General features: G+C 43.8%; 20 protein-coding genes. 9 read left to right on the plus strand and 11 right to left on the minus strand.

Going from position 1 to position 24,230, the window contains the following annotated elements; all coding sequences use genetic code 11:
• Positions 1 to 9: 9 nt before the first annotated feature.
• Positions 10 to 1,038 (plus strand): general secretion pathway protein GspB, encoded by a 1,029-nt coding sequence (locus ABYB02_RS01595; protein WP_372760386.1) that lies wholly within the window; start codon positions 10 to 12, stop codon positions 1,036 to 1,038.
• Positions 1,039 to 1,045: 7 nt separating this feature from the next.
• On the opposite strand, the gene ABYB02_RS01600 is transcribed toward ABYB02_RS01595, so the two are convergent.
• Both ABYB02_RS01600 and putA read right to left on the minus strand, forming a co-directional pair.
• A complete protein-coding gene (locus tag ABYB02_RS01600; RefSeq protein ID WP_372760438.1) occupies positions 1,046 to 2,224 on the minus strand; it encodes an HD-GYP domain-containing protein in 1,179 nt (392 codons plus the stop codon).
• Between the two features lie 154 nt (positions 2,225 to 2,378).
• Positions 2,379 to 6,182, minus strand: coding sequence for a bifunctional proline dehydrogenase/L-glutamate gamma-semialdehyde dehydrogenase PutA (putA, locus tag ABYB02_RS01605; RefSeq protein ID WP_372760388.1), 3,804 nt, complete (start codon positions 6,180 to 6,182; stop codon positions 2,379 to 2,381).
• Between the two features lie 170 nt (positions 6,183 to 6,352).
• Between putA and ABYB02_RS01610 the strand changes: the two genes are divergently transcribed.
• A complete protein-coding gene (locus ABYB02_RS01610; RefSeq protein WP_372760390.1) occupies positions 6,353 to 6,835 on the plus strand; it encodes a winged helix-turn-helix transcriptional regulator in 483 nt (160 codons plus the stop codon).
• A 70-nt stretch (positions 6,836 to 6,905) separates the two neighbouring features.
• Here the strand turns inward: ABYB02_RS01610 and ABYB02_RS01615 are convergent, their stop codons facing one another.
• Positions 6,906 to 7,511, minus strand: coding sequence for a TIGR04211 family SH3 domain-containing protein (locus tag ABYB02_RS01615; RefSeq protein ID WP_372760392.1), 606 nt, complete (start codon positions 7,509 to 7,511; stop codon positions 6,906 to 6,908).
• Between the two features lie 216 nt (positions 7,512 to 7,727).
• On the opposite strand from ABYB02_RS01615, the gene ABYB02_RS01620 reads away from it, so the two are divergent.
• Both ABYB02_RS01620 and ABYB02_RS01625 read left to right on the plus strand, forming a co-directional pair.
• Positions 7,728 to 9,248, plus strand: a complete 1,521-nt coding sequence (locus tag ABYB02_RS01620; protein ID WP_372760394.1) for a CYTH domain-containing protein — start codon at positions 7,728 to 7,730, stop codon at positions 9,246 to 9,248.
• 31 nt (positions 9,249 to 9,279) lie between these two features.
• Entirely contained in the window at positions 9,280 to 9,939 is a 660-nt protein-coding gene (locus ABYB02_RS01625) for an START domain-containing protein (RefSeq protein WP_372760396.1), read from the plus strand.
• Positions 9,940 to 10,000: 61 nt separating this feature from the next.
• Here ABYB02_RS01625 and ABYB02_RS01630 read toward each other — a convergent pair whose 3' ends face one another.
• The gene (locus ABYB02_RS01630; RefSeq protein WP_372760398.1) at positions 10,001 to 11,518 is read right to left on the minus strand and encodes a S10 family peptidase; all 1,518 of its coding nucleotides are present in this window, start codon (positions 11,516 to 11,518) and stop codon (positions 10,001 to 10,003) included.
• Between the two features lie 390 nt (positions 11,519 to 11,908).
• On the opposite strand from ABYB02_RS01630, the gene ABYB02_RS01635 reads away from it, so the two are divergent.
• The 3 genes from ABYB02_RS01635 to mrcB all read left to right on the plus strand — a co-directional run bounded on the left by ABYB02_RS01635 (position 11,909) and on the right by mrcB (position 16,011).
• Positions 11,909 to 12,247 (plus strand): P-II family nitrogen regulator, encoded by a 339-nt coding sequence (locus ABYB02_RS01635; RefSeq protein WP_372760440.1) that lies wholly within the window; start codon positions 11,909 to 11,911, stop codon positions 12,245 to 12,247.
• 9 nt (positions 12,248 to 12,256) lie between these two features.
• Positions 12,257 to 13,486: an ammonium transporter gene (locus tag ABYB02_RS01640; protein WP_372760400.1), complete on the plus strand. Its 1,230-nt coding sequence runs from the start codon at positions 12,257 to 12,259 to the stop codon at positions 13,484 to 13,486.
• A 182-nt stretch (positions 13,487 to 13,668) separates the two neighbouring features.
• Positions 13,669 to 16,011: a penicillin-binding protein 1B gene (mrcB, locus tag ABYB02_RS01645; RefSeq protein ID WP_372760402.1), complete on the plus strand. Its 2,343-nt coding sequence runs from the start codon at positions 13,669 to 13,671 to the stop codon at positions 16,009 to 16,011.
• Positions 16,012 to 16,092: 81 nt separating this feature from the next.
• On the opposite strand, the gene hemL is transcribed toward mrcB, so the two are convergent.
• The 4 genes from hemL to ABYB02_RS01665 all read right to left on the minus strand — a co-directional run bounded on the left by hemL (position 16,093) and on the right by ABYB02_RS01665 (position 20,676).
• Positions 16,093 to 17,373: a glutamate-1-semialdehyde 2,1-aminomutase gene (hemL, locus tag ABYB02_RS01650; protein ID WP_372760404.1), complete on the minus strand. Its 1,281-nt coding sequence runs from the start codon at positions 17,371 to 17,373 to the stop codon at positions 16,093 to 16,095.
• Positions 17,374 to 17,409: 36 nt separating this feature from the next.
• Positions 17,410 to 18,426, minus strand: coding sequence for an aspartate carbamoyltransferase (locus ABYB02_RS01655; RefSeq protein WP_372760406.1), 1,017 nt, complete (start codon positions 18,424 to 18,426; stop codon positions 17,410 to 17,412).
• Between the two features lie 116 nt (positions 18,427 to 18,542).
• Positions 18,543 to 18,977: a CopD family protein gene (locus ABYB02_RS01660; RefSeq protein ID WP_372760408.1), complete on the minus strand. Its 435-nt coding sequence runs from the start codon at positions 18,975 to 18,977 to the stop codon at positions 18,543 to 18,545.
• A 16-nt stretch (positions 18,978 to 18,993) separates the two neighbouring features.
• A complete protein-coding gene (locus ABYB02_RS01665) occupies positions 18,994 to 20,676 on the minus strand; it encodes a chloride channel protein (protein WP_372760410.1) in 1,683 nt (560 codons plus the stop codon).
• A 261-nt stretch (positions 20,677 to 20,937) separates the two neighbouring features.
• Between ABYB02_RS01665 and erpA the strand changes: the two genes are divergently transcribed.
• Positions 20,938 to 21,276, plus strand: a complete 339-nt coding sequence (gene erpA, locus ABYB02_RS01670) for an iron-sulfur cluster insertion protein ErpA (RefSeq protein WP_372760412.1) — start codon at positions 20,938 to 20,940, stop codon at positions 21,274 to 21,276.
• A 52-nt stretch (positions 21,277 to 21,328) separates the two neighbouring features.
• On the opposite strand, the gene ABYB02_RS01675 is transcribed toward erpA, so the two are convergent.
• The gene (locus ABYB02_RS01675; RefSeq protein WP_372760414.1) at positions 21,329 to 21,517 is read right to left on the minus strand and encodes a hypothetical protein; all 189 of its coding nucleotides are present in this window, start codon (positions 21,515 to 21,517) and stop codon (positions 21,329 to 21,331) included.
• A 369-nt stretch (positions 21,518 to 21,886) separates the two neighbouring features.
• Here ABYB02_RS01675 and ABYB02_RS01680 point away from each other — a divergent pair, with 369 nt between their 5' ends.
• Entirely contained in the window at positions 21,887 to 22,126 is a 240-nt protein-coding gene (locus ABYB02_RS01680) for a helix-turn-helix domain-containing protein (protein ID WP_372760416.1), read from the plus strand.
• Between the two features lie 51 nt (positions 22,127 to 22,177).
• On the opposite strand, the gene ABYB02_RS01685 is transcribed toward ABYB02_RS01680, so the two are convergent.
• A complete protein-coding gene (locus tag ABYB02_RS01685; protein WP_372760418.1) occupies positions 22,178 to 23,557 on the minus strand; it encodes an MFS transporter in 1,380 nt (459 codons plus the stop codon).
• Positions 23,558 to 23,607: 50 nt separating this feature from the next.
• A complete protein-coding gene (locus ABYB02_RS01690; protein ID WP_372760420.1) occupies positions 23,608 to 24,228 on the minus strand; it encodes a peptidylprolyl isomerase in 621 nt (206 codons plus the stop codon).
• Positions 24,229 to 24,230 lie beyond the last annotated feature (2 nt).

Raw genomic sequence — 24,230 nt, forward strand, 5'->3', positions numbered from 1 at the left:
AGGTGAATAATGTCTTATTTATTAGATGCATTAAAACAATCAGAGCATGCCGACAGGAGCGCTGAGCAGTATGATCAGCAAGCGCAGCACGCTAAACAACAGCGTGCTTTAGTCCGTTACCGTCGTCTTGCGTGGCTATTAGGGGGAAGTTTAATTGTATTTATTACCCTAGTAGCTGGCTTTGCCGCGGGTAAGTGGTTTCAAAGCAGTGTGGTTACTAATCAAGCGCCTCAGAGCACACTGCAGGTGGCCAGCGATGATGATAAGCCAATCACCATAACTCAGCCAACACCCGCGACTACGCCTGAGCCAGTAGCACAGCAGTCGGCGCCATTATTGGCAGTACAACCAAGCGTAGCAGAGGCCAAGAATAACGCTGTGCCAATTCATGGCCAAGTTGTCTATGTACAAACCCCAAGCGGTATTCAGCAAATGTTACTCACTCCACAAGGGCAGTATATTCCGATGCTCACCAATCAAGCTGGAAACCCAGCGCAAGCGGTTGAGCAAAGTACGTTGTCAGCCACGGCGAGTGAGCAAGGAGCGCAGCGCGATGTAATCGCAACCAGTTCAACAGAAGCGTCAGAACCACTTGATTTGAGTAAATATAAAGTGTTGGGTAAGCCGTTAGCAGCAACGCAAAAAAATACCGCTTCTACGAGTGCGTCAACCGATGCTAAACAGCACGCGCGCAATCCAGCCACCACCGCGTTAGAAACGGCGTTTGAGCAAGCTATACAGGATACCGAAACAACACTTGATTACGAAGTGACGCAAGCAACCCGTAATTCATCGCGGGTACAACCGATAGAGTTGTTACCCGATGGGTTGCAAGCACTGCTGCCGCCACTTAAATACCAAGCACATATTTACTCGTCTGCGGCAAATAAACGCTGGATAAAGTTAAATGGTCGTGAGCTGTATGAAGGGCAAAGTATTGGCGCGCTCAAAGTAATAGAAATCACTCCAGAGCAAAGTGTACTTGATTTTGACGGTTATCAGTTTAGCTTAAAGGCGCTGCAGGATTGGCCGCAATAGCGGCCAATTATGGCAAAATAACGCTGCTATAAAAGCGCGGTAAGTCGATATTATACTGTTGTGCTTTTACGGCGGCCTCTAGGGTATCTTGGTTTTTGCTGTGCGCTAAATTAATGTCTTGTACTTCGGTGTAGCGGGCATATTTGGCGTTGTAAAACGTTTTAACCATAGGTTTTAGTGGGTTGGTTGGGTTACTTTCGGTAATTAAGCCTATTTTCTGGCTCGATAACTTCACCAGCGTGCCCACGGGGTGAATACCAATGCATTGTATAAATCTAGTCAGTAACGCGTTGTCAAAACTGTCGGGGCAACCCTCTTTTAATATTTTAAACGCTTTGATTGGCTCCATACCGGCTTTATAAACACGCTCGGCAGTTAACGCGTCGTAAACATCAACAATCGATGCCATGCGCACGTACTGGCTTAACTCATCGCCTTGTTTACCAAATGGGTAACCTTTGCCATCTAAACGTTCATGATGCAAACCGGCAATATCAACCGCAGCTCCGGTTAATCCGGCATCTTCTAAAATTTCTTTACTGAAGCGAGCATGATCTTGCATAATCACAAACTCTTCAGCGCTAAACCGTCCTGGTTTATTTAACACCTCATCGGGAATTTTTATTTTACCAATATCGTGTAATAACGCACCGGTAGTTAGCTGCTCGATAATTGTTTTTTCTATGCCTAAATGCTTGGCAAAGATACCCATTAAAATAGAAACATTAATAGAGTGCTCTAATAAGTAAGCATCCTTTTGGCGCATTTGGGTCAGGCAGGAGAGGGCATCTTGGTTTCTAAAAATCGAATCCATAAAGCCACTGGCAAGCTCTCTAAACGGCGCTATATCTATATTGCGCCCCGCATTAATATCTTTAAAGGCTTTCAGTTGTAGGGTTTTGGCTTCGTCGTAAAGCTGTTTAGCTTTACCTATTTCTTGCTCAAAACCACAGCTTTTGTGCCATGGTGAGATTTTTTTAATGACATTTTGTGACGTTGGCGGAACAGCTTGTTGCGTTGCAGTTGCAGCCGGAGCTGTGGCGGAGCTGAGGGTTTTATTCGGGTCGATTTCTACTTCTAAAATACCGGCTTTTTTGAGCTTATCGATAGCCGCTTGGGTTTTAACCCAGCCTTGATTTTTGATTTTAATGCGCCCAGTTTGTTTCGTCACACTTTGGACGAACATACCCGGTAATAACTGTGAAATAGTAATGACTTTCAATTTTATAACATCTCTGACTAACTCGTGTGCAAAGTATCAAATTTCATTTACTTTATATAGTAAAAAGGCACCATAAGGTGCCTTTTTTTGCAGTATTAAGTAATTAGTATTAGCTTAATTACTCTTCATCTTCAACCAGTGTCATCAGCGAGGTATTTCCCCCTGAGGCGGTGGTATCTATGCTGATGGTCTTTTCAGTTACTAAGCGCTTGATCAGCGTGTCGTAATATTCAGAACTGATCACCGGTAAGATTGCGCCCTTACGCTGTGCGAGTTGCTGACTGAAGTAACCAAAGCGTGAAGAACGCGCCGCGACTACTGCGCCTGCCAAATGTGGATGCGCTAAAATAGCTTGTAACTGGTTCGGTTTCGCTACTTGGAACACTCCTTCAGCAACGCCAGTGGCGATAAACTTATCTCTAAAGGCCACGGCTTCTTCATAAAATATTTCAGAAGCAACGGTGATCACGGTATTACCTGCTGCAATTGCGGTAATGATCGATAACGCCCAAAAGTTAAATGAAGTACTCTTATCGGCATAACATACCACACAGCCACGTGCTTCTAGGTGCAGCGTATTAGACTCACCCGTTGGCCCCGGCAATGTTTTAAACTTACGCATATGCTTTTCAAGACGATTTAACTGTGCTCGTGCATCGGCCAGTGTGAGTGCTAAGTCATCGGCAAGGTCGTCAATAATTTCAACTGTTGCCACTTTCGCTAATAACTGACGTACTGCAGATACGCGGTCATTCAGTGGTGTTGAACGCCAAATTTTCTCATCGCGCATTGAGTTCATCATTAGCTTTTCAACCTGCTCGTTAGCGCCACTGTAGTGGTGTAAATCAAGCTCGTCTGGCGTTAGATTGGTCATTTGCACGTTTTCTGGTGAGGCTTTTTCTTTCACTAAACGTTGCAGGTAGTTCGGGCCACCGGCTTTTGGACCAGTACCTGATAAACCACGGCCACCAAATGGTTGCACACCGACAATCGCGCCAATCATATTACGGTTAACGTAGACGTTACCGGCACGCGACATTTTAGCTAAGTACTCACAACGCTCTTCAATCCGTGAATGAATACCCATAGTTAAGCCGTAGCCGGTGTTATTGATTTGATCCATAACACTATCAAGCTCGTTCGCTTTAAAGCGTATCACATGCACACAGGGACCAAATACTTCACGTTTTAATACTGATAAGTCTTTGATTTCGTATAAACGTGGAGCAAAGAAGAAGGCACCATTTTCGCTGTTATCAGGAATTTTACACTCGTAGTGAAGTGTTGCATTACCTTTTAAGTATTCAACGTGCTCGTTTAAGTTTTTCAGTGCTTTTTCGTCAATCACTGGGCCGACATCGGTCGATAGTAGTGAAGGGTCGCCAATATGTAGCTCAGCCAACGCGCCTTTAAGCATGTCGATAATGCCATCGGCTACATCTTCTTGAATAAATAGCACGCGTAATGCTGAACAACGTTGCCCGGCACTTTGAAAACCAGAACTGATAACATCATCAACCACTTGCTCTGGCAGTGCGGTTGAGTCAACGATCATACAGTTTTGACCGCCCGTTTCAGCAATTAATGGAACTTGTATATCGCTACGCGCTGCCAATGTTTGTGAAATAAGCGTGCCGGTTTCTGTTGAGCCAGTGAACATAACCGCTTGAATGCGTTCATCGGGCACAATGGTTTTACCCACGTCAGCGCCACGGGCAATCACCGCTTGTACCACATGCTCTGGTAATCCCACCGACAGCATAAGTTCAATGGCACGCAGTGCAATTAAGCTGGTTTGCTCCGCCGGTTTTGCAATGACAGTGTTACCGGTAACAATGGCAGCGGCTACTTGGCCTAAGAAAATCGCGAGTGGGAAGTTCCATGGGCTAATACACAAAATAACGCCACGGGCTTCAAAACGCTCATCTTCGGCAAGCTCTTCAGCACGCGCTGCATAGTAACGGCAAAAATCAACCGCTTCACGTACTTCATCAATACCGTCTTGGGCAATTTTACCCGCTTCTTTGATACAAATAGCGACCAGTTCATCGTGATGACGTTCTAAAATATCGGCAACGCGACGTAATAAGTTGGCGCGCTCTTTTACCGATGTTTGCGACCAAGATTCAAATGCATTTTCGGCATTAGCAAGCAAGGTTTGCATTTCATCGGGCGATTGCAATTTGATATGACCAATCACTTCTTTGTGATTAGCTGGATTTTTAACTGCCAACGCACCTTTTGGTACTTGGCTTTCATCAATTAGATGCTCGTTAAACCAACTTTCTAAGTTTTCTTTGAACGGGGTGATCACATTGATATCGGTTAAATCCATGCCTTTAGAGTTAGCACGTTCAGCGCCGTATAAATCAATTGGCATTTTAATTTGCGTATTGTATTTATTGCGTAAGCCTTGCAGCGTTTCTACTGGATCTGGCAGTAGCGTTTCAACTGGCTTCGTGGTGTCAACAATCGCGTTTACGAACGATGAATTTGCACCATTTTCTAATAAACGACGCACTAAGTAAGCTAATAAGTCTTCGTGCTGACCTACGGGGGCATATACGCGGCACTGAATTTTTTCTTCAGTAACGATTTGGTCATATAATGACTCACCCATACCGTGCAGGCGTTGGAACTCAAAACCAGTGTTATCACCTTTAGCCACTTCTAATATAGTGGCAGCCGAGTAAGCGTTATGCGTAGCAAACTGCGGGTAAAGTACGTCACGTGCTTCGAGCATTTTCATGGCACACGCTTTGTACGAAACGTCGGTGGTTGCTTTGCGAGTAAATACCGGGAAATGCTCTAAACCATCTTGTTGTGTGGTTTTGATTTCGGTATCCCAGTATGCGCCTTTTACCAAACGTACCATCATTTTGCGACCCACACGGGTAGCCAGTTCAGTCAGCCATTCAATCACAAAAATAGCGCGTTTTTGATACGCTTGAACCGCAAGGCCAAAGCCGTGCCAGCCATCTAAATCTTTATCACTAAATACCGCCTCAATGACATCTAAAGAAATATCTAAGCGGTCTGCTTCTTCTGCATCAACGGTAAAGCCAATGTCATATTTTTTAGCGGCCAGTGCCAGCTCTTTTAATTTAGGCACAATTTCGCTCATCACACGCTCTTTATGCGTAAACTCATAACGCGGGTGAATCGCCGATAGTTTTACCGAAATACCAGGGCTTTTTATTGGACCGCGACCATTCGCTGCTTTACCAATGGCATGTATTGCGTTCATGTAGCTGTCAAAGTAACGCTTGGCGTCTTTCATGGTGCGAGCGCCTTCGCCAAGCATATCGTATGAATATACATAGCCTTTTTGCTCTTTATCGGCCGCGCGTTCAATGGCTTCGTCAATGGTACGTCCCATCACGAACTGCTTGCCCATAATGCGCATCGCAAAGTTAACCGATTTACGAATAACCGGCTCGCCTAAACGACCGATGGTCTTTTTAAGCATGCCAAATTGCTGTTCTTTGGTTTTATCTGTGTAGTTCACCATTTTACCGGTGACCAATAAGCCCCAAGACGACGCGTTTACAAATAACGAATCGCTGCTGCCTAGGTGCGAACTCCAGTCACCTTTAGCAAGCTTGTCACGAATTAATGTGTCTTGAGTTGCTTTATCGGGTACGCGTAGTAATGCTTCAGCTAAACACATTAATACTACGCCTTCTTCACTTGACAGTGAAAATTCATTTAACAGTGCATCGACACCGCTTTGACCATCTTGGTCTTTACGAATGTTAAGAACTATTTGGCGTGCGCGTTCCCAAGCACGGCTTCGTGCTTTAACGCCTACTTCGGCAAGTGGTAAAATGTGATCGATTACCGCATTTTCGTCGATGCGGTAGAAGTCACGGATTTTTTGTCGAATTGGACAAGTTGTTGTCAAATCGCCATTGAATAACATAAGCAACCCTCAGGAGTGATAAAACTTAAGGCAATAATAGATTACCGTTAAAATAGTCGTTGTATAATGCGTGCATTCTAATTAAAAACCAGCAGAATATGCTGGTTAAATTTCGCTTTTTACGCTAATTTACAGGGCATAATTCCATCTTATCCGTATAAAATTCTGTTATGACCAGTCCAAATAGAATACGCATGCTTGATCGTATCGATTTAGCCATCTTAGACGTTCTGCAAAAGAACGGCAGAATTTCTAATGTTAACCTCGCTAAACAGGTTAATTTAAGCCCTAGTCCGTGCCTAGATCGTGTTAAACGCCTAGAGCAAGAAGGCTATATTGAAGGCTATGCCGCGAAACTTAGCGAGGCTAAACTTAATCAAAGTTTAGTCGCTCATGTGCAGGTGTCATTAGTAACCTCGAATACCGCGGTATTTAAAGTGTTTCGTGAGCATATTTTAAAAATTGAACAAGTCGTGGAATGCGACATGGTGGCAGGGGGCTACGACTACTTATTAAAAATTAGGGTGTCTAATATGGATGAGTACCGCCAAGTGCTAGGCGATTTAGTCGATATTCCTGGCGTGGGAACCCATCACACCTACATGGTGATAGAGAAAATAAAGCAAGATCCGGGGCTACGTCTAGACTTGTAAAGCGAAAAAGAAGATATAAAAAAAGCATCCATCGATGCTTTTTTTATTTGTATAAGTGTTAATTGACGGCCTATGCCCAGCCTTGGTAGCGCTTACGGCGTGACAGTAAAATAGTTAAGATAATACCTAAAAATAATCCTAAAAATGCAATGGCGCCACCATAAGTCAGCAGTTGACGCTTTTCTTTAGAGCTGGTGGCTTGCTTTTGGCTACGCTCTTGCTCAAGTGTGCTTTGTAATTGCGTAATTTGTGCTAGTAATTGTTGGTTTTGCTCGCTGAGTTGCTGGTTTTGCTCGGTCAGCTGCGGTAATTCAACTTGCGCTTGGCGTAGTTTATTTTGCATTGCGCTCATTTCAGCACTGAGCGTTTGATATTGCTTATGTAAACCAGGTGTTTTGCTAATGTATTTCGCTTCTACCCAGCCTTCACGGTCTTTATCATCCTTTACTTTAAAAAAGCCATTTTCTTCATTGGACAATAAGGTGATTTGGGTACCGGCATCGATGGAGCCGAGAAGGCGATGATTTTTACTGGCACCAGAGCGCATAAATATATAAAGATTGTCGATAATATATGCGGCTTTCGCATCCGTGTTGGTTGCTGTTTGTGCTTGGGCTGCTTGGCTCAGCATGGGGGCGGCTGCCAATAGCAGCCATAGTAAACAGTGTTTAAGCATTTATCTACCTTGTTAATCTAACCGTGTCCGTGTTGCACGTGATTTTATATTTCACATAAGTAGTGAGATAGTATGGATTAAATAACCCAATAGCAAGGTTGATATTGTAACTAAGGGGATTTTAGCAGCGGCTATTTACGACTAAAATATTTGCAATATGCAGCCGCTTTGTTTATTTTGAGCACTTATTAATTTAAAGGGTAATCCGCAAACCTAATGGATACTGAGATAGAACTGAAGTTTTTGGTATCAGATGCCGTCGTTCCACTGATCCCCTCGTTAATTACTCAATTTGCAAAAACGGTTATCAACCAGCCTTCGCGTAGTTTACAGAATGCTTATTATGATACGCCAAGCCGTGAGCTAAGAGCCCTAGATATAGGTTTTAGAACACGCTGTGCTGACAATCAATGTGAGCAAACCATTAAACTTGCAGGCGAGGTTGTGGGTGGGCTGCACCAGCGTCCGGAGTTTAATTTAGCGATAGAGTCAAATCGTCCCGATTTAACTGCATTTGACACCGCTATATGGCCACATGGCTTACAAATAAATACCATAGCAGAAAACTTATACCCTATCTTTAGCACCAATTTTATTCGCCGTACTTGGTTAATCGAAACACAAAACGGGGCAAAAATTGAGGTGGTACTCGATAAAGGTGAAATTGCTGCCGCAGGCCAAGTTGATTTGATCAGTGAGCTTGAAATAGAGCTTATTGAGGGCAGCCGCAGTGAGCTATTTGCTTTAGCCGATAAGCTCGTTAGCCAAAACTGTATTCGCTTAGGGTTATATTCTAAAGCAGCCAGAGGCTATCGCCTTGCCGATGACACGCCCTTACAGCCAAGTAAATCGATTGGTTTTGTCAAACTCGACAAAAGCGCCACCCAAGAGCAAGCATTAATTGCTGCAATGGGCTTTGGTATTCGCTTTGTACAAAAGCATGAGCAGTGCTATTTCGATAAGCCGAGCTTAAAAACCTTAAAACGCGTTACCGATGGCATTAGCTTAATTCGCCACAACTTTTGGCTGTTTGACGACATTGTCAGTAAAGAGAGTACTGAGCAGTTACGCAGCGAATTAAAATGGTTACTCAGTGAATTAGCTTGGGTTGAAAATGCGATCCAATTAAAAACCTACACCTCGAAACGCCATGCGTATTATAAAAAAATTAACAGTGCGCCGGCATTAACGCAAGTGATCAATGACTTAAAAGAGTTGCAGCCAAGCATTGATGATATTTACGCCTTGTTTCATAGCGCACGCTACAATCGCTTATTATTGGCGTTAACCACGTGGTTAATCGATAAACAATGGCGCAAGTTTTGGGGGCAAGCACAATTGCAGGTAGCTGATAAGCCGGTGGCCAGTATTGCCACCAGACTATTTGATAAAGACTGGAAAAGTTTGCATAAACTACTTCCTAAAGAGCAATCGCTTAGCGCTACAGATTACCTCAATTTACGCACCCAATTAGAAAACAGCCTACTCAGTGGTAACTGCTTAGGGGCGTTGTTTGATAAAGAAGAGCGTTTAGAGTTTAGACTGCCGTGGTTGGATATTTCCCATGGTATGTATGAGCTCAGCACGCTGGATTATTTAAAACAGCTATGTGGTGGTCAAGAAGATGAGCAGCTTGCAAAAATTCAGCTTTGGCTTGAGCAAAAGTCTGACTTTTTGGTGAGTGCCATGGAGCAAAGCCGTCTTGCTTCATTTGATATTAAGCCTTACTGGCTGTAATGCTCGCTCAGCACTTTTGTGGTAAAGCGTGATGCAAAAAAAGTGCGTCTGGCTGCTACTGGCTTTGGTGTTGTTACCGGGGGCAAGTGCGAGCACGACAGCAAGCTGGCAACTGTATAAAAACCAACGTGGTGTCAGCGTTTATTATCGCGACATGGGCGATAAAAGCTTTGCTGTGAAAGGGGAAGTGCGGGTTAACAATACCACTGCAGCCGATTTTTTAGCGCTGCTTAGCGACACCCAAGTGGCACCGCAGTGGATTGAAAATGTTGCTAAAATTGCGTTGATCAAGATGCTTTCTCCGTCAGAAAACCTCGTCTATAGTTATTTTGATTTACCTTGGCCTGCAATCGATAGGGATGCGGTAACGTATTCTTGCTATCAGCAACTATCTGCGCAACAAAGTAAGTTAATGATAGCCTCTCGGCCCCAGCAATTACCGGTTAATAAAGGGGTAATTCGCATTAATACGTTGCAAGCCCACTGGTTATTAACAGCACAAGGTGATGATTTAATAATTGTTTATCAGGTTTATGTCTTGCCCGGTGGCGACTTACCAAACTGGTTAAATAATAAAGTAGGACTAAAAAGCACTTACAAAACATTGCTGAATTTACGCCGCATACTGCGCACAAAGCAATATCAGGCTGTTCCTCCCTTGATTGCAGCGGGGAGCTGTCCTCATGGCTAGGCTAGGTTAACTGCGGTGTATAAAAAATGGCTCTTCATGAGCCATTTTTCATATCGGCAGCTTAATATTTAGCGGCTTGGCTTTCATTCGGTAAAGCGGCTTTAATAAATTCGCGTAAGTCGTTATTAGAGCTTTTTAAATCGGCATGGCGTAAATACATCATATGCCCACTACGGTAACCTTTAAAGCTCAGGCGGTGCTGCATTTTTCCGCTTGGGTCTAATTGCCACATTGTGTATTTTGCATCAAAGTAATTCGTCGCACCGTCATAGTAACCGGCTTGCACAAGTACCTTTAAATACGGGTTTTGCGCCATTGCTAAGCGTAAGTTTTCTCCGGTATTGTTACCGCTTCTATCCCACGGGTGTACATTACCGAACAGGTTGTACTTTACATCGGTTTTATAGTTTAGCTCTTCGCGTAAGTAATAATTAATGGCTGGTGTAAATGAGTGTAACCATGAGGTTAGCTCAGCCCAGTAGTCGGGAGACTCACCGGCATCGCGTTTGTCGATACCTAAATAACGAGAGTCTAAGCGTCCTACCATTTGGCCGCGATCGCGTAATAATTCTTTCCAAAAAAACTGCGTAGGAATATCTAAGTTGTTTTGTGCGACAAATTTTTCAGATAAGCCAGCGTAGTGCGCCATTTTTTGAATAATACGTCGTTTTTCATCGTCGCCAATAAAGCCCCCTTTGGCCAACGCGGGGATTAATTCGTTAATAGTAAACTGTTCTACTTCGGGAAGTAGCTCATCTAAGTCTTTTGCTTGTAAGTCAGCCGCTAACGCTTTGTGGTACCACGCCGTGGCGGCAAAGTACGGTAGTCGATTCGCAGCTTTTACCGGACCATCACGTTTAATGCCTATATCGGTGGGGGATACCAGCACCACGCCGTTAATATACATCCACTGGCTATTTTGCAATTCATGGGCAAGGCCTGATACTCGAGTGGTACCATAACTTTCACCAATTAAAAACTTGGGTGAACGCCAACGCTCATTGCGCGTAACAAAGGTATTAAGCCATTCAGCTAGGTATTTAATATCGGCTTTGACGCCAAAAAATAACTCTTTTTGCTGCGCCTGAGACAGTAATTTACCATCTTTATCTTCTACAACGCGCGAATAGCCAGTATTCACTGGGTTAACATAAACAATATCGGCAATATCAAGCACTGAATAAGGGTTGTCTTTAACGCCATAAGGTTGAATAGGGTAACCCTCGTCATCAATTTTTAATACTCGAGGGCCGGTGTAAGCAAGGTGCATCCACACCGAAGCAGAGCCTGGGCCACCATTAAACGAAATCAATAACGGGCGCTTAGCTCTGTCATCTACCTTATCTCGTGTGTAATAGGTGTATTGCAAGGTCGCGATCGCGTCGCCTTTGTCATCCCATACCGGTTGGGTGCCCGTGGCGACAGTGTAAGAAAAGCGTTGGTTATTTATTTTCGCTTTATGCTCGGTGACAACTTTGCTGTCGATATCAATGCGGCGTTGGTTATCGGCAAACGATACGCTACTTAAGGTTAATGCCATGGCGGCAAAAGGCAATAATAGCCTGTGTCTAAACTTCATAACTGATCCTGTTTATTATTTGTAAGCTAATTAAATAAAATATTGATGCAAAAGACAAAACTATTGAGACTAGTCCCCGATATAAGTGGTTGAGTAAATATATTGACTGCACACAACCCTATACAAACGCTAAACTTAAGTTCGGGCTCAAAGCCGCTAGGCCTGATTTACCCGCTGCATAAAAAGTAATAGCGCTGTATTTAGCCTGCCATTACGCGTTCGCACCAATCAAGTTATATCGCTTAAAAAACGCACCAACTAGGTGCGTTTTTTTTGATTTTACCGCGGAAAAACAAGTTAAGTTATTAATTTATATAAATAAAAATTAATGGCACAAAGCTTGGATTGTATTAACTAAGAAAAACGATAACGTGTCCTAAGGGGGCCATGATGAAAATGATTAGTGCAATCATTAAGCCATTTAAATTGGATGAGGTGCGCGGCGCGCTTGCTGATTTAGGTATTGAGGGAATGACAGTGGTGGATGTTAAGGGCTTTGGCCGGCAACGGGGTCATACCGAGTTATATCGAGGGGCAGAGTATCAAGTCGATTTTATTCCAAAAATAAAACTCGAAATTGCCACTCGCAGCGAAAATTGTCAGCGCGTGGTAGAGGCCATTACGCAAGTAGCTGGCACCGGAAAAATTGGTGACGGTAAAATATTTGTCTACGACCTAGATCAAATTGTGCGTATCCGTACCGGTGAACTAGATGAACAAGCAATTTAAGGAGGCGTTATGGAAAATACAATAATAGAACTAAAGTTTTCGCTCGACACCTTTTACTTTTTAATATCAGGTATCTTAGTTATGTGGATGGCCGCTGGCTTTGCCATGTTAGAAGCGGGGTTGGTGCGCTCTAAAAATACCACCGAAATTTTAACTAAAAATATCGCCCTGTATTCAATCGCGTGTACCATGTTTTTATTGATTGGTTACAACATTATGTATGTGAATAATCCCGAGGGCGGCGTTATTCCATCATTTGGTGGGTTAATTGGCAATCAAGCGACCGATGCTGATCACTCACTAGAGTCCGACTTCTTCTTTCAGGTGGTGTTTGTTGCCACAGCCATGTCGATAGTCTCGGGCGCGGTAGCTGAGCGGATGAAATTATGGGCATTTTTAGGCTTTGCGGTGGTATTAACCGGCGTTATTTATCCGCTTGAAGGTTACTGGACGTGGGGTGGTGGCTTTTTATCTGAGATGGGCTTTGTCGATTTTGCCGGCTCAGCTATTGTGCATGCCACAGGGGCAACCGCCGCCTTAGTGGGGGTGTTATTGCTCGGAGCACGTAAAGGTAAATACGGTAAAAATGGTGAAATATACCCAATTCCTGGTTCAAACTTACCACTAGCCACCTTAGGTACGTTTATTTTATGGATGGGCTGGTTTGGCTTTAATGGTGGCTCACAGTTGTTAATTTCTGATGCAGAAAACGCCACTGCAGTAGGTAAAATATTATTAAATACGAATGCCGCCGCTGCCACGGGAGCTATCGCTGCGCTGTTTGTTTGTAAGTTACTGTGGGGCAAAGCCGACTTAACCATGGTACTTAATGGCGCCTTAGCAGGCTTGGTAGTGATCACCGCAGACCCGCTATCGCCTTCGCCACTACTGGCATGTGCATTAGGTTTATTAGGTGGTTCATTGGTGGTATTTAGCATTGTTGCGCTGGATAAAATTAAGATAGATGATCCGGTAGGAGCCATTTCAGTGCATGGTGTGTGTGGTATTTTAGGTATTATGTTAGTGCCGGTAGCAAATAACGACGCCAGTGTAATAACCCAGTTAGTTGGTTTGCTATGTATTCTTGGCTTTGTGTTTGTAAGCTCTTTAATAGTATGGGGCATATTAAAATATACTGTGGGTATTCGTGTTAGCGAAGAAGAAGAGCTTAATGGCATGGATCAGCACGACTGCGGCATTGATGCTTACCCAGAATTTGTCTCGGTACGCAGTAATTAATGGCAAAACTTCACTTTTTGTGTGTGTTTAACAGCGCTACTTAGGTAGCGCTTTTTTTATTTCAGGTAAGGTTAATTTTAAACGGGTTAAAGTGCACAGTGACTGCATTTAGCTGAATTAGCAGTGACGATTATGTTAAGCTCACACCCGTAACATGAACCTTGGGAATAAATTACATTTAAATGGCTGATAATAAAAAAACACCGACCAGTAAACCGGCTGCAAAGCGGGCACCTAAAGCATCAAAAACTAGCTCACGAAAGAGTGTTAAAAAAGGCAAAAACAATCAATCAGCCTTAGCTCAGCGCACTTTGTTTGCTAAGCTTTGGTCTATTTTTTGGAAGCTAAGTTTAGCAACTTTTATTGCTATGGCGCTTTATTTTATTTACCTCGATGCCAAAATTACGCGTCAATTTGAAGGCAATAAATGGCAATTACCCGCGCAAGTATATGCTCGCTCTATGGCTTTTTATCCAGGGCAGTTTTTATCCAGCCAAGAGGTTATTTGGGAGCTTGAGCGGCTTAATTATTCAGCCGTAAACCGCTTAAGCCGAACGGGGCAATATGTTAAAACGGCTAACAGCATTAAAATTTATCGTCGTGATTTTGAATTTTATGATGGCTTAGAGCAAGCGCATATTATTGAGTTACGCTTTGCCGGGCAAAAAGTAGCCAGCATTAAAGATAAACTTGGTCGTCGCATCAATAGCGCACGACTAGAGCCGGTACAAATAGCGCGCTTAGGGAATGACTCAAAACAAGATCGTGAATTTGTGCCATTAGAAAAATTCCCTGCCATGCTAAAAGACACCTTGCTGGTGGTTGAAGACCGTAATTTTTATCAGCACCATGGGGTGTCGGTGTTTTCTATTTTACGTGCGCTGTATACCAATATTCAAGCTGGGCGCACAGTGCAAGGTGGCAGTACCTTAACGCAGCAGCTAGCTAAAAATATTTATTTAACCCGTGAGCGTTCCTTGCTGCGAAAAATAAATGAAGCCTTCATTGCCCTTATTTTAGATTACCGTTACAGCAAAGATCAGATCTTAGAAGCGTACCTAAACGAGGTGTACCTTGGTCAATCCTATAACCAAGGGGTACACGGAATGGGCTTGGCCGCTGAATTTTATTTTTCAAAACCGGTCGATGAGCTTGAATATGATCAAATCGCGCTGCTTGTCGCCATGGTGAAAGGGCCGTCGTATTACAACCCACGCCGTTATCAAGAGCGTGCCATGGAACGACGTGATCTCGTGCTGCGTTTAATGGTAGAAAACAAGTTAATAACCACTAACGAGTATCGTGCATCACTAAACAGAGCGCTTGATATTGCGCCAATGAAAGCCAGCTTACAAAAAGCGTATCCAGGTTATTTAGAGTTAGTTAACCGCGAGCTTAAGCAACTGGTGCCGGATCAAGATGTGCTGGATGCGGGCGTTCGCGTATTTACCTACTTTGATCTACAAAAACAAACGGCCATGGAACAGTCGATTGAAAAAAGCTTGCCCTATTTAGAAAACAGACCGAAGACCAGCGAACTTGAAGCGGCAATGATCTCGGTTAATGTTGAAAAAGGGGGCGTGTCGGCATTGGTGTCTGGGCGCGATGTACGTTATTCGGGGTTTAATCGCGTACTTGATACCAAGCGTAATATTGGCTCATTGGTTAAACCAGCAGTCTACCTCAGTGCCTTGCAGTTACCGCATTACAATTTAGCGACCTTGCTGGATGACTCCCCAGTACAAGTAACCAATGAGCAAGGCCAAGTATGGCAACCGGAAAATTTTGATCGTCAGTTCCGCGGCGCCATCCCGTTGTATAAAGCGTTTAGCAATAGCATTAATATTCCAGCGGTAAACTTAGGCTTAGATGTAGGGCTCGATAAGGTGGTTAATACCTTAAAAGGGTTAGGGGCCGAAGGCGCTATTAACGAATACCCGTCGTTATTATTAGGCGCAATAGAAATGTCGAGCTTTGAAGTTGCACAGTTATATACCACTCTTGCGGCCGACGGTGAATACAGAAAGCTCACCGCCATATCGGCACTCACTGACTCGGTGGGCAAGGTGCTTTATGTGCATCAAGTGAAGTCGCAACCGCGTTTTGCTAAAGACGCTATGTATATGACGAAATACGCGATGAAACGCGTCACTAAAGATGGCACCGCGAAACGCTTAAACCTACACTTTCCGTCAATACAACTAGCAGGTAAAACCGGTACCAGTAATGATTTACGCGATAGTTGGTTTGCCGGTTTTGATCAAAATACCGTAACCGTGGCATGGCTTGGCCGAGACGATAATAAAAGCATGGGCTTAACTGGCAGTGTTGGTGCGCTCGAAGCCTATATTCGCTACTTAAAGCCGCTTAACCCCGAAGCGATAGCAGACACTCGTCCGTCATCTATTCGCTGGGCGTTTGTTAACGAGCAAACCGGTAGGCAGGCACCGCCTGGGTGTGGCAAAGTTATTCAGTTACCGCTGCGCGCCAGTGAGTTTGAACCTAGACCACAGTGTATTCGTTAAGCGTCTTTAAATAACGACATGACACAAAAAAAGCCCGTTAGGGCTTTTTTTGTGTGCGGCATAAGATTGAAACTTTATGCTTTACAGTTTAGCAAACACGCGCTCTGCAGCGGCGATGGTAGCGCTGATCTCTTGCTCATTGTGCGCAGCACAGACAAAGCCTGCTTCAAACGCTGAAGGCGCTAAATAAACACCTTCTTCAAGCATTAGGTGGAAAAAGCGCTTAAAGCGTTCTAGATCGCACTCAGTGGCTTGTTGGTAACTCGTTACTTTTTCAGCGTCAGTGAAGAAAAAGCCATACATGCCGCCCGCGTAGTTGGTGGTTAAAGCAATGCCAGCTTTTTTAGCGGCTGCTTCAAACCCTTCACAAATCGCTTTACTAGTGGCTTCTAGTTTTGCATGTAAGCCTGGTTCGCTTAACAGCTCTAATGATTTTAAGCCCGCCGCCATGGCAATCGGATTACCCGACAGTGTACCCGCTTGATAAACAGGGCCCGTGGGGGCGATGAAATCCATAATTTCATTTTTACCACCAAAGGCGCCTACCGGCATGCCACCACCAATCACTTTACCTAAACAGGTTAAGTCTGGTTTGATGTTGTAATACGCCTGTGCGCCGCCAAGGGCAACACGAAATCCGGTCATCACTTCGTCAAAAATAAGCACTGACTTGTATTCATCACAGACTGCGCGCAGTCCTTCTAAAAAGCCCGCTACCGGAGGAATACAGTTCATATTACCGGCCACTGGCTCGACGATAATACAGGCAATTTCATCGGCGTATTTTTCGAAAATGGCTTTCACTTCATCAAGATTATTAAACGACACAGTCAGTGTGTGCTTAGCAAAATCTTCAGGAATGCCCGGTGAATTAGGTACGCCCATTGTTAACGCACCTGAGCCGGCTTTTACTAATAGTGAGTCGGCATGACCATGGTAGCAACCTTCAAATTTTAAAATTTTATCGCGGCCAGTATAACCACGGGCTAAGCGAATAGCGCTCATGGTCGCTTCGGTGCCTGAGCTTACCATGCGAACTTTTTCGATAGAGGGTACTAGTTGCTTTACTTTTTCGGCCATTAATATTTCGGCTTCGGTGGGGGCACCGTAACTGAGACCATTTTCTACCGCGTCATGCACGGCTTGTTTTATTTCTGGGTGGTTATGGCCCATGATCATTGGCCCCCATGAGCCAACATAATCGATATAACGATTGCCATCGGCGTCAAAAGTATACGCACCTTCGGCTTTAGTAATAAACAGTGGTGTGCCACCTACACCATTAAAAGCGCGTACCGGTGAATTTACGCCACCCGGAATAGAGTCTTGTGCGCGTTTAAATAAGTCTTGGCTAATTGTCATGAAAAATCCTATTGTTTTGTCACATCATAAGGGAGTTTAGCTATCGCGTTTGCGGCTAAACCACGGTACGTCTACTTCATACTGCTCAACTTTATCTTCCACGCCCAGCGTTAAAGCAAACAGCGCCATACGAATGAGTACGCCATTTTGCACTTGGCGGAATATGGCTAAATTGTCGTTACTGTTTAAGTCGTTATCCAGCTCGTTGGCTTCTAAACGGCTATCGCGCGGCAGCGGGTGCATCAGCACTGAGTTAGGCTTACAGTGACTGTTGTATATTGACTGGCTAATACGAAAGCCGCCACGGTATTTGTTGGCTTCTTCTTGCGATGGAAAGCGCTCTTCTTGAATTCGCGTTTGGTAGACGATGTCGGCGGCTAAGTTGCCTTCCATTTTGTTTACCAGTTCAATTTTATGCCCGGCGTTATCAACGGCATCAAGCACATAACTTGGCATTTGTAGGCCATCGGGGGCAACCATAGAAAACTTTACGTTTTTATAGTGGCATAATAATTTTGATAATGAATGCACGGTACGGCCGTATTTTAAGTCGCCAACCAGCGCGATATGCATGCCATCAATACTTTGATCAAAACGGCTTAATTCCCGTTCAATGGTTAATAAATCGAGTAATGCTTGCGTGGGGTGCTCGTTTGGGCCATCGCCACCGTTAATAACGGGGACGCTACAGCCAGTGGCAAATTCGCTAACCGAGCCGGCATCAGGGTGACGCATTGCAACGGCATCGGCATAAGCCGATATAACGCGCGCGGTATCGTACAACGATTCTCCCTTCGCCAATGCCGAGCTTTGCATGCCTGTGGTTTCACGTACTAGCCCGCCGAGTAAGTTAAACGCAGTACCAAAGCTCACGCGAGTGCGGGTACTTGGCTCAAAAAACAAGTTTGCTAAAATAGCGCCTTCAAGCACGTTTGTCCGCTTTTGCTTTTTAGCATACGGCTCCATTTTTTTAGCCACAGTAAATATACGTTCAATACAGTCTCTGTCGAGTTGGTTTACTGAGAGTATATTTTCACCTTGGAAACTTAGCATCGGGTTATTCCTAATTATTCTAAAGGCGCGATAATCCATATTGGAGCACGCAATCGCGCATATTATAGCAAAAGTAGCGAACTACATGGCAGTAAAAACGGCCACGTAGCCATTCATTATAGGCTTGGTTTGATCACCGCTAACGCGACAATAATGAGCAATGCGATAACCGGTAGCTCATTAAAAACACGGTAAAAGCGATCACTGCGGGTGTTACGGTCATGCTTAAAATCAGCTAGTAATTTAAAGCAGTAGCCATGGTAACAGTATAAAATAATGACCAGCAGCAGCTTGTAATGGAGCCACATACTGTACCTAAACCAATCGCGGCCGTATTCTACGATGGTTAACACACCAAATACAGCAGTTAACACCGCAAATGGCGTAACAAATAAGAGTAATCTGCGCTCCATAACCTTAAGCATTGAGTTACACGATCTTTCTTCGCTTAAAGCGTGGTAAACAAATAGCCGGGGTAAGTAAAAAATGCCGGCAAACCAGGCAATCATAAAAAATATATGTAGAGTTTTATAAATTAATAGTGCGCTCATACTGCTCTCATCATTATTAAAGTAAGCTGTTACGAATGGTTAAAATGTGGTGAATTTGATCCCAGCGTAATAACCCCATAATTTGTTGGTTATCTAATAAATTATAAACGTACAAGGCGCCGCTGCGCTTATCGTTTAATAGTTCAAAGGCATCGGCCAGCGTTGTTTGGCTACTCACTCCATGTAAACTAATATAACTAAGGTTAGTGGCTTGGTCTGACATTAAACTTAAATCATATTCGGCTAAGCGATAACCGTTTTCTTCATCAAATACAATTAACGGTGTTTGGCTATCCATGGCATCAAGGGTATTTTTAATTTGTTCATTATCGGCGGAATAAATTAGCTTAAAATTCTCATCCATTTCTTCCATCACGCCGACTTTTTGCAATGCTTCAGTGGCTGGCGACACTTGATAGGGGAGTTCTTGAAAGTCGAGTTGCTGTAAAAATATTGACCGGTTACCAAATACTTGCAGCGCTGTGACATAAGCGGTGGTGATCACTATCATTGCCGGCACAATAATTTCGGGAGATGAGGTTAGTTCCATTACGGTGGTTAATGCCGCCAAGGGCGCATGCAGTGTCGCGGCTAATAGCCCCGCCATACCTAATACGCCATAAGTGCCGGCAATATCAGCACCGGGGCTAATAAATTGTGCGAAAAAGGCCATTAGCGTGCCGGTTAATACGCCAAGCCCAATCACCGGGCCAATTAACCCACCAGGAATACCTAAGCCAATTGCAAATAACGTGGCCAGTAATTTAGCAATTAAAATAGTGGTGAGTAATTTAATATTCTCAGGAGAGTCCACCGCAATGGTAATCGCGCTCATACCTGAGCCCATGGCTTGCGGTACCGCATAGGCGATTAGGCTGGCGATACAGCCAGCAATAAGTAACCGCGGAAACATGCTCAGTGGCTTAAAGGTTTTAATAATCAGCATTAAATTTTGATTAAAACTATAGGCAACCGCACCGAGCCCCATGCCACACAAAATTAAATAAGGATAATGCCAGCCGCTCAGTGGGGCGATGCTGATAAGCGCAAGCTCAGAGCCTTCGCCAAAAACAAATTGTGTGGCGAGTGCGCCTGTTACGGCAGCAAGCATAATGGGCACAAATATATGGACTTTGTATTCACGCAGCACCACTTCCATAACAAAAATTACCGCCGCCAAGGGGGTATTAAACGAGGCGGCAATTCCCGCAGCCACGCCACAACCACTGAGGGTACGCATGGCGTTATGCGGTAAATGTAATTTGTCGGCTAAAATGCTCGCGCCGGTCGCACCAATATGTACCGAGGGGCCTTCACGGCCAACCGAAAAGCCACTGATCAGCGCCAGCGCGCCGCCAACAAATTGGTTCAGCGTGTTATACAGTGGCATTTGTCCGTAGTGGCGTTTAATGCGATGAATAACAAACGGAATACCTAAGCGGTAATGTTTAAATCCGGTAAAAGCAGCAAACAAGGCAATTAGCAATGCAGCAACCAGTGGCATTAACACACGCTCTAAGGTGGGCAGGGTGGTGAAGTCGTCGGGGGTTTCTAAAAATAAACTTTGAAAAAAGAGGATGGTTAAGCGAAATAAAATAATAAAAAATGCAGCAATTAATCCGGCAGTTACGCCTAATAAGCATAATTGTACGGATGTTTTAGGTTGCGCTAATTTACGCCTGAGTCGCTCAAGCCACATGCATTATTCCCCCAGCACTTTGCAGCGCACATTTTAGCAAAAGCCAATCGCTAAGTCCTTGTGATTTTGTAAAATAATTACTTTATCGGCAAACTAATTTAGCAAACGCAGTTAACGCAGGCGTTGCTTCCGCTATTGCTTAGTAACCTGTGCTGTCGTGGTGACAAATCGCTAAAACAAAGTGACGCTTTATTTTACTATACTTGATTAAACCACTCGGGTATTAGATAATCACGCCATTACGATATTGAGGGTATTAGAATGTCAGCAGAATTACCAATTAAGTTCACCGATGCGGCGGCTAGTCGTGTTAAGCAGTTAATCGAAGAAGAAGAAAATCCAGAACTTAAATTACGCGTTTATGTAACGGGTGGTGGGTGTTCTGGTTTCCAGTACGGTTTTACCTTTGATGAAAAAGCCAACCCGGGTGATTTAGAAATTGTAAAAAATGGTGTTACTTTAGTCGTCGACCCCATGAGTATTCAATATTTAGTTGATGGTGAAGTGGATTACACCGAAGGCTTAGAAGGCGCTCGCTTTTTTGTATCTAACCCTAATGCCACAACGACGTGTGGCTGTGGTGCCAGCTTTAGTGTGTAACTAAGCCCATTGATGATTGATAAAAAGCCGCTTGTAGCGGCTTTTTTTATGCCTATAAATTAGTGGGGGCGTATTCTGTTAGCTGCATCACGACAATAAAGAAGCCCAATACAAAAATAGAAAACAGTAAAATATAAACAAAGCCTTTTTTACCTTGTTTAATGGGGACCCCATTATGGCGCAGAAAAAAATACCAACCTAAAGATAAAATAATTGGGAGTAAAAAAAGTAGCCTGAACATTATTTAGCCTTTTAGTGCAAATTATTAGGTAATAATAAACATGTAACATTAAAATGGAACAAAATTGTTACAAACAGATAGTAATGGTTTAAGCTATATTCAGGCTGAGCAGATGTTGATTGGCGCTTGGCCTGGGCAAAGGCGAAATTTACCATTCAGCTTTAAGCCAATAGTATATAATATATTCATGAATGAGACGGGCAAAATTTCATTCACCACAACAAAAATACCTATAATTTATAGTATTTTAGGGCGTAATAGGTTGATTTACATAAATGTCAATTAAGGTTATTGCACCTTGTACTCGCCTACAGTTATTAACAATATCTGTATTAATTAGGATTTCAGCACATCGAGTAGGAGATGTATATGATGGGTAAAACGGTATCATCCGAAGAAAATGCACGGTTAACAAAGTGGCTTAAGAGTAAGCGCCACGATAAAGGGCATACCATGCGTAGTTTGGCGCAGCTATTGGGCACACCGCATTCGTTTATCGGTAAGGTTGAAAACCAAGAACGCCGTTTAGATGTAATTGAGTTTGTGCGTTACTGCAATGCACTGGAAGTTGACCCGCATGAAGCGTTAAACATACTTAAAATAGATTAACGCTGCCGCTGCTTAGCATGTGTGCAACCGTACTCAATGCTAAGCAGCCAGTTAACTGTTTTGGTGGTAATTATGTTCGAGTTGATACAACTTATGGCGAATTAAATATAAAAAGATCAACGACGGTAGCACCATTAACGCGGTTAGAATGAAAAACAGTGACCAGTTACCTGCTAACCAATCATCGATCACCACGCCACTGTAACTCGACAACACAGTACGGCCTAAGTTCCCTAACGATGCCAGTAACGCATAGTGAGTTGCACTAAACGCTCTATCGCAGAGCATAGAAATAAATGCCACCATAGCCACTAACGACCAGGCTTGGGTAAAACCATCCACCACAATAGCCATGGCGTACAAATGCTCTTTAGGTCCCGCAAGCGCAATCCAAGAAAACATTAAGTTGGAAGCCGCCATTGCCACACCACTAATAAATAAGCCTTTCACAATGCCGTATTTGTGATTAAAAATACTGCCTAAAAAAGCGAATACTATGGTAATTAACCCGGTACCTAGCTTAGAGTAATTGGCTATTTGGGTATTGCTAAAGCCCACCTCTTTATAAAACACAATTGACATGCGGGCTAAAAACGCTTCACCTATTTTAAATAAGAAAATAAATGCCAGCAGCGCGAGGGCGGTTTTTACGCCATTTTTAGCAAAAAAGGTTTTAAATGGGTCAACCACAGTCACGGCAAGCCAGGCCAAAACTTTGCTGGTTGGCGTGTGTTTACTGCTGGCAAGCTTTTTAAGATATACCCGCTCCAGCTCTGCGTGTACCGCTTCGCGATTTGATTGGGGTTCTTGAGCCCAAAACACACAGCTCATTAATAACACCATAATCGCCGATAAAAAGTAATACACGTGAGGCCAGTCTATTGACGGAATGTCGGCCATATAAAATGGAATGGCGCCGAGTAACGCATAACCGCTCCACCATCCAGAGGTGGCCATTGCCGCCGCTGCGGTGGCTTTATGGGATTCTTGTTCGCTTAAAGTATCGATTCGAAAGGCATCAATGGCAATGTCTTGAGTGGCTGAGGCCACGGCAATTAATAAGCACAGGCCGGCTGCGATGGCTAAATTAGCTGTTAAATCAAGGCCGGCTAAGAGTAAGGTGCCGAGTAAAATAAAACTCTGGCAAAACAGAATCCAACTGCGGCGTTGCCCAAGCCACTTATATAATCCCGGTAACTTGGTGCGGTCGATGAGTGGTGACCATAAAAAATTAATACTGTAAGCGCCAAAGACAATGCCAAACAAGCCAATCATACTGCGGCTTAATCCTTCGTCTTTTAACCACGCCGACATCACTGAGCCAATCAGCACCCATGGAAAGCCACTACTCATACCAAAGATAAAAACATTAATTAGGCGTTTGTCTTTAAAGTAACTAAAGTATTCGCGAATCGAGAGTGTTTTGCTCATAGGTCCTTCATTGGCTTAAATAAAGCGCAGCTAAGCTGCGCTTATAATGATTACAGCGGCACGTGCTCAAGCAGTTTTATATTTAAAATAACCACGGGTTGCTCGGGGACAAAATCATAACCAATTTTTTCGTTATAGCCGGTTTTTACCGCCATAATTTTATCTAACGTGTCATAGCCATCCATCACAGTGCCAAACACCGCAAAGCCCCAGTCACGGCCCGGATTTAAATGGTCGTTATCGTCCATATTAAAAAAGAATTGGCGCGTGCCAGAATGGGGTTCACGATCTTGATACGCCATAGCAATGCTATACATATCGTTAGTTAAACCATTACCGCTTTCGTTAAAAATTGGGTCGTTTTCATGTAGGCCAGCGTAGTCTTTATCGTAGCCACCGCCTTGAATAACAAAGTCACGATCGTTTTCTACATCGCGCTCAACACGATGAAACACACTACCTTGATAGCTTTTATCCATCACGTAGGTTAAAAAGTTATTTACCGTAATAGGGGCTCTTGAGCGATCTAGCTCCACCACAATATTACCTAAAGTAGTAACAATTTCGACGCGCGGGAAGATATTATCTTTTTGCACAAAACGTCCCTCTTGGGCCGCTAAACTGGCAACACTAAACAGTAGGCTGCAGCAAATTAATAACAGTTGTTTCATTG

The sequence above is a fragment of the Pseudoalteromonas sp. genome, assembly GCF_041613455.1.
Lineage (GTDB): Bacteria > Pseudomonadota > Gammaproteobacteria > Enterobacterales > Alteromonadaceae > Pseudoalteromonas.

Coding starts and splice junctions, on each gene's coding strand:
- ABYB02_RS01595 (WP_372760386.1), top strand. CDS start 10: ATGTCTTATTTATTAGATGCATTAAAACAATCAGAGCATGCCGACAGG.
- ABYB02_RS01600 (WP_372760438.1), bottom strand. CDS start 2,224: ATGTTCGTCCAAAGTGTGACGAAACAAACTGGGCGCATTAAAATCAAA.
- putA (WP_372760388.1), bottom strand. CDS start 6,182: ATGTTATTCAATGGCGATTTGACAACAACTTGTCCAATTCGACAAAAA.
- ABYB02_RS01610 (WP_372760390.1), top strand. CDS start 6,353: ATGACCAGTCCAAATAGAATACGCATGCTTGATCGTATCGATTTAGCC.
- ABYB02_RS01615 (WP_372760392.1), bottom strand. CDS start 7,511: ATGCTTAAACACTGTTTACTATGGCTGCTATTGGCAGCCGCCCCCATG.
- ABYB02_RS01620 (WP_372760394.1), top strand. CDS start 7,728: ATGGATACTGAGATAGAACTGAAGTTTTTGGTATCAGATGCCGTCGTT.
- ABYB02_RS01625 (WP_372760396.1), top strand. CDS start 9,280: ATGCAAAAAAAGTGCGTCTGGCTGCTACTGGCTTTGGTGTTGTTACCG.
- ABYB02_RS01630 (WP_372760398.1), bottom strand. CDS start 11,518: ATGAAGTTTAGACACAGGCTATTATTGCCTTTTGCCGCCATGGCATTA.
- ABYB02_RS01635 (WP_372760440.1), top strand. CDS start 11,909: ATGAAAATGATTAGTGCAATCATTAAGCCATTTAAATTGGATGAGGTG.
- ABYB02_RS01640 (WP_372760400.1), top strand. CDS start 12,257: ATGGAAAATACAATAATAGAACTAAAGTTTTCGCTCGACACCTTTTAC.
- mrcB (WP_372760402.1), top strand. CDS start 13,669: ATGGCTGATAATAAAAAAACACCGACCAGTAAACCGGCTGCAAAGCGG.
- hemL (WP_372760404.1), bottom strand. CDS start 17,373: ATGACAATTAGCCAAGACTTATTTAAACGCGCACAAGACTCTATTCCG.
- ABYB02_RS01655 (WP_372760406.1), bottom strand. CDS start 18,426: ATGCTAAGTTTCCAAGGTGAAAATATACTCTCAGTAAACCAACTCGAC.
- ABYB02_RS01660 (WP_372760408.1), bottom strand. CDS start 18,977: ATGAGCGCACTATTAATTTATAAAACTCTACATATATTTTTTATGATT.
- ABYB02_RS01665 (WP_372760410.1), bottom strand. CDS start 20,676: ATGTGGCTTGAGCGACTCAGGCGTAAATTAGCGCAACCTAAAACATCC.
- erpA (WP_372760412.1), top strand. CDS start 20,938: ATGTCAGCAGAATTACCAATTAAGTTCACCGATGCGGCGGCTAGTCGT.
- ABYB02_RS01675 (WP_372760414.1), bottom strand. CDS start 21,517: ATGTTCAGGCTACTTTTTTTACTCCCAATTATTTTATCTTTAGGTTGG.
- ABYB02_RS01680 (WP_372760416.1), top strand. CDS start 21,887: ATGATGGGTAAAACGGTATCATCCGAAGAAAATGCACGGTTAACAAAG.
- ABYB02_RS01685 (WP_372760418.1), bottom strand. CDS start 23,557: ATGAGCAAAACACTCTCGATTCGCGAATACTTTAGTTACTTTAAAGAC.
- ABYB02_RS01690 (WP_372760420.1), bottom strand. CDS start 24,228: ATGAAACAACTGTTATTAATTTGCTGCAGCCTACTGTTTAGTGTTGCC.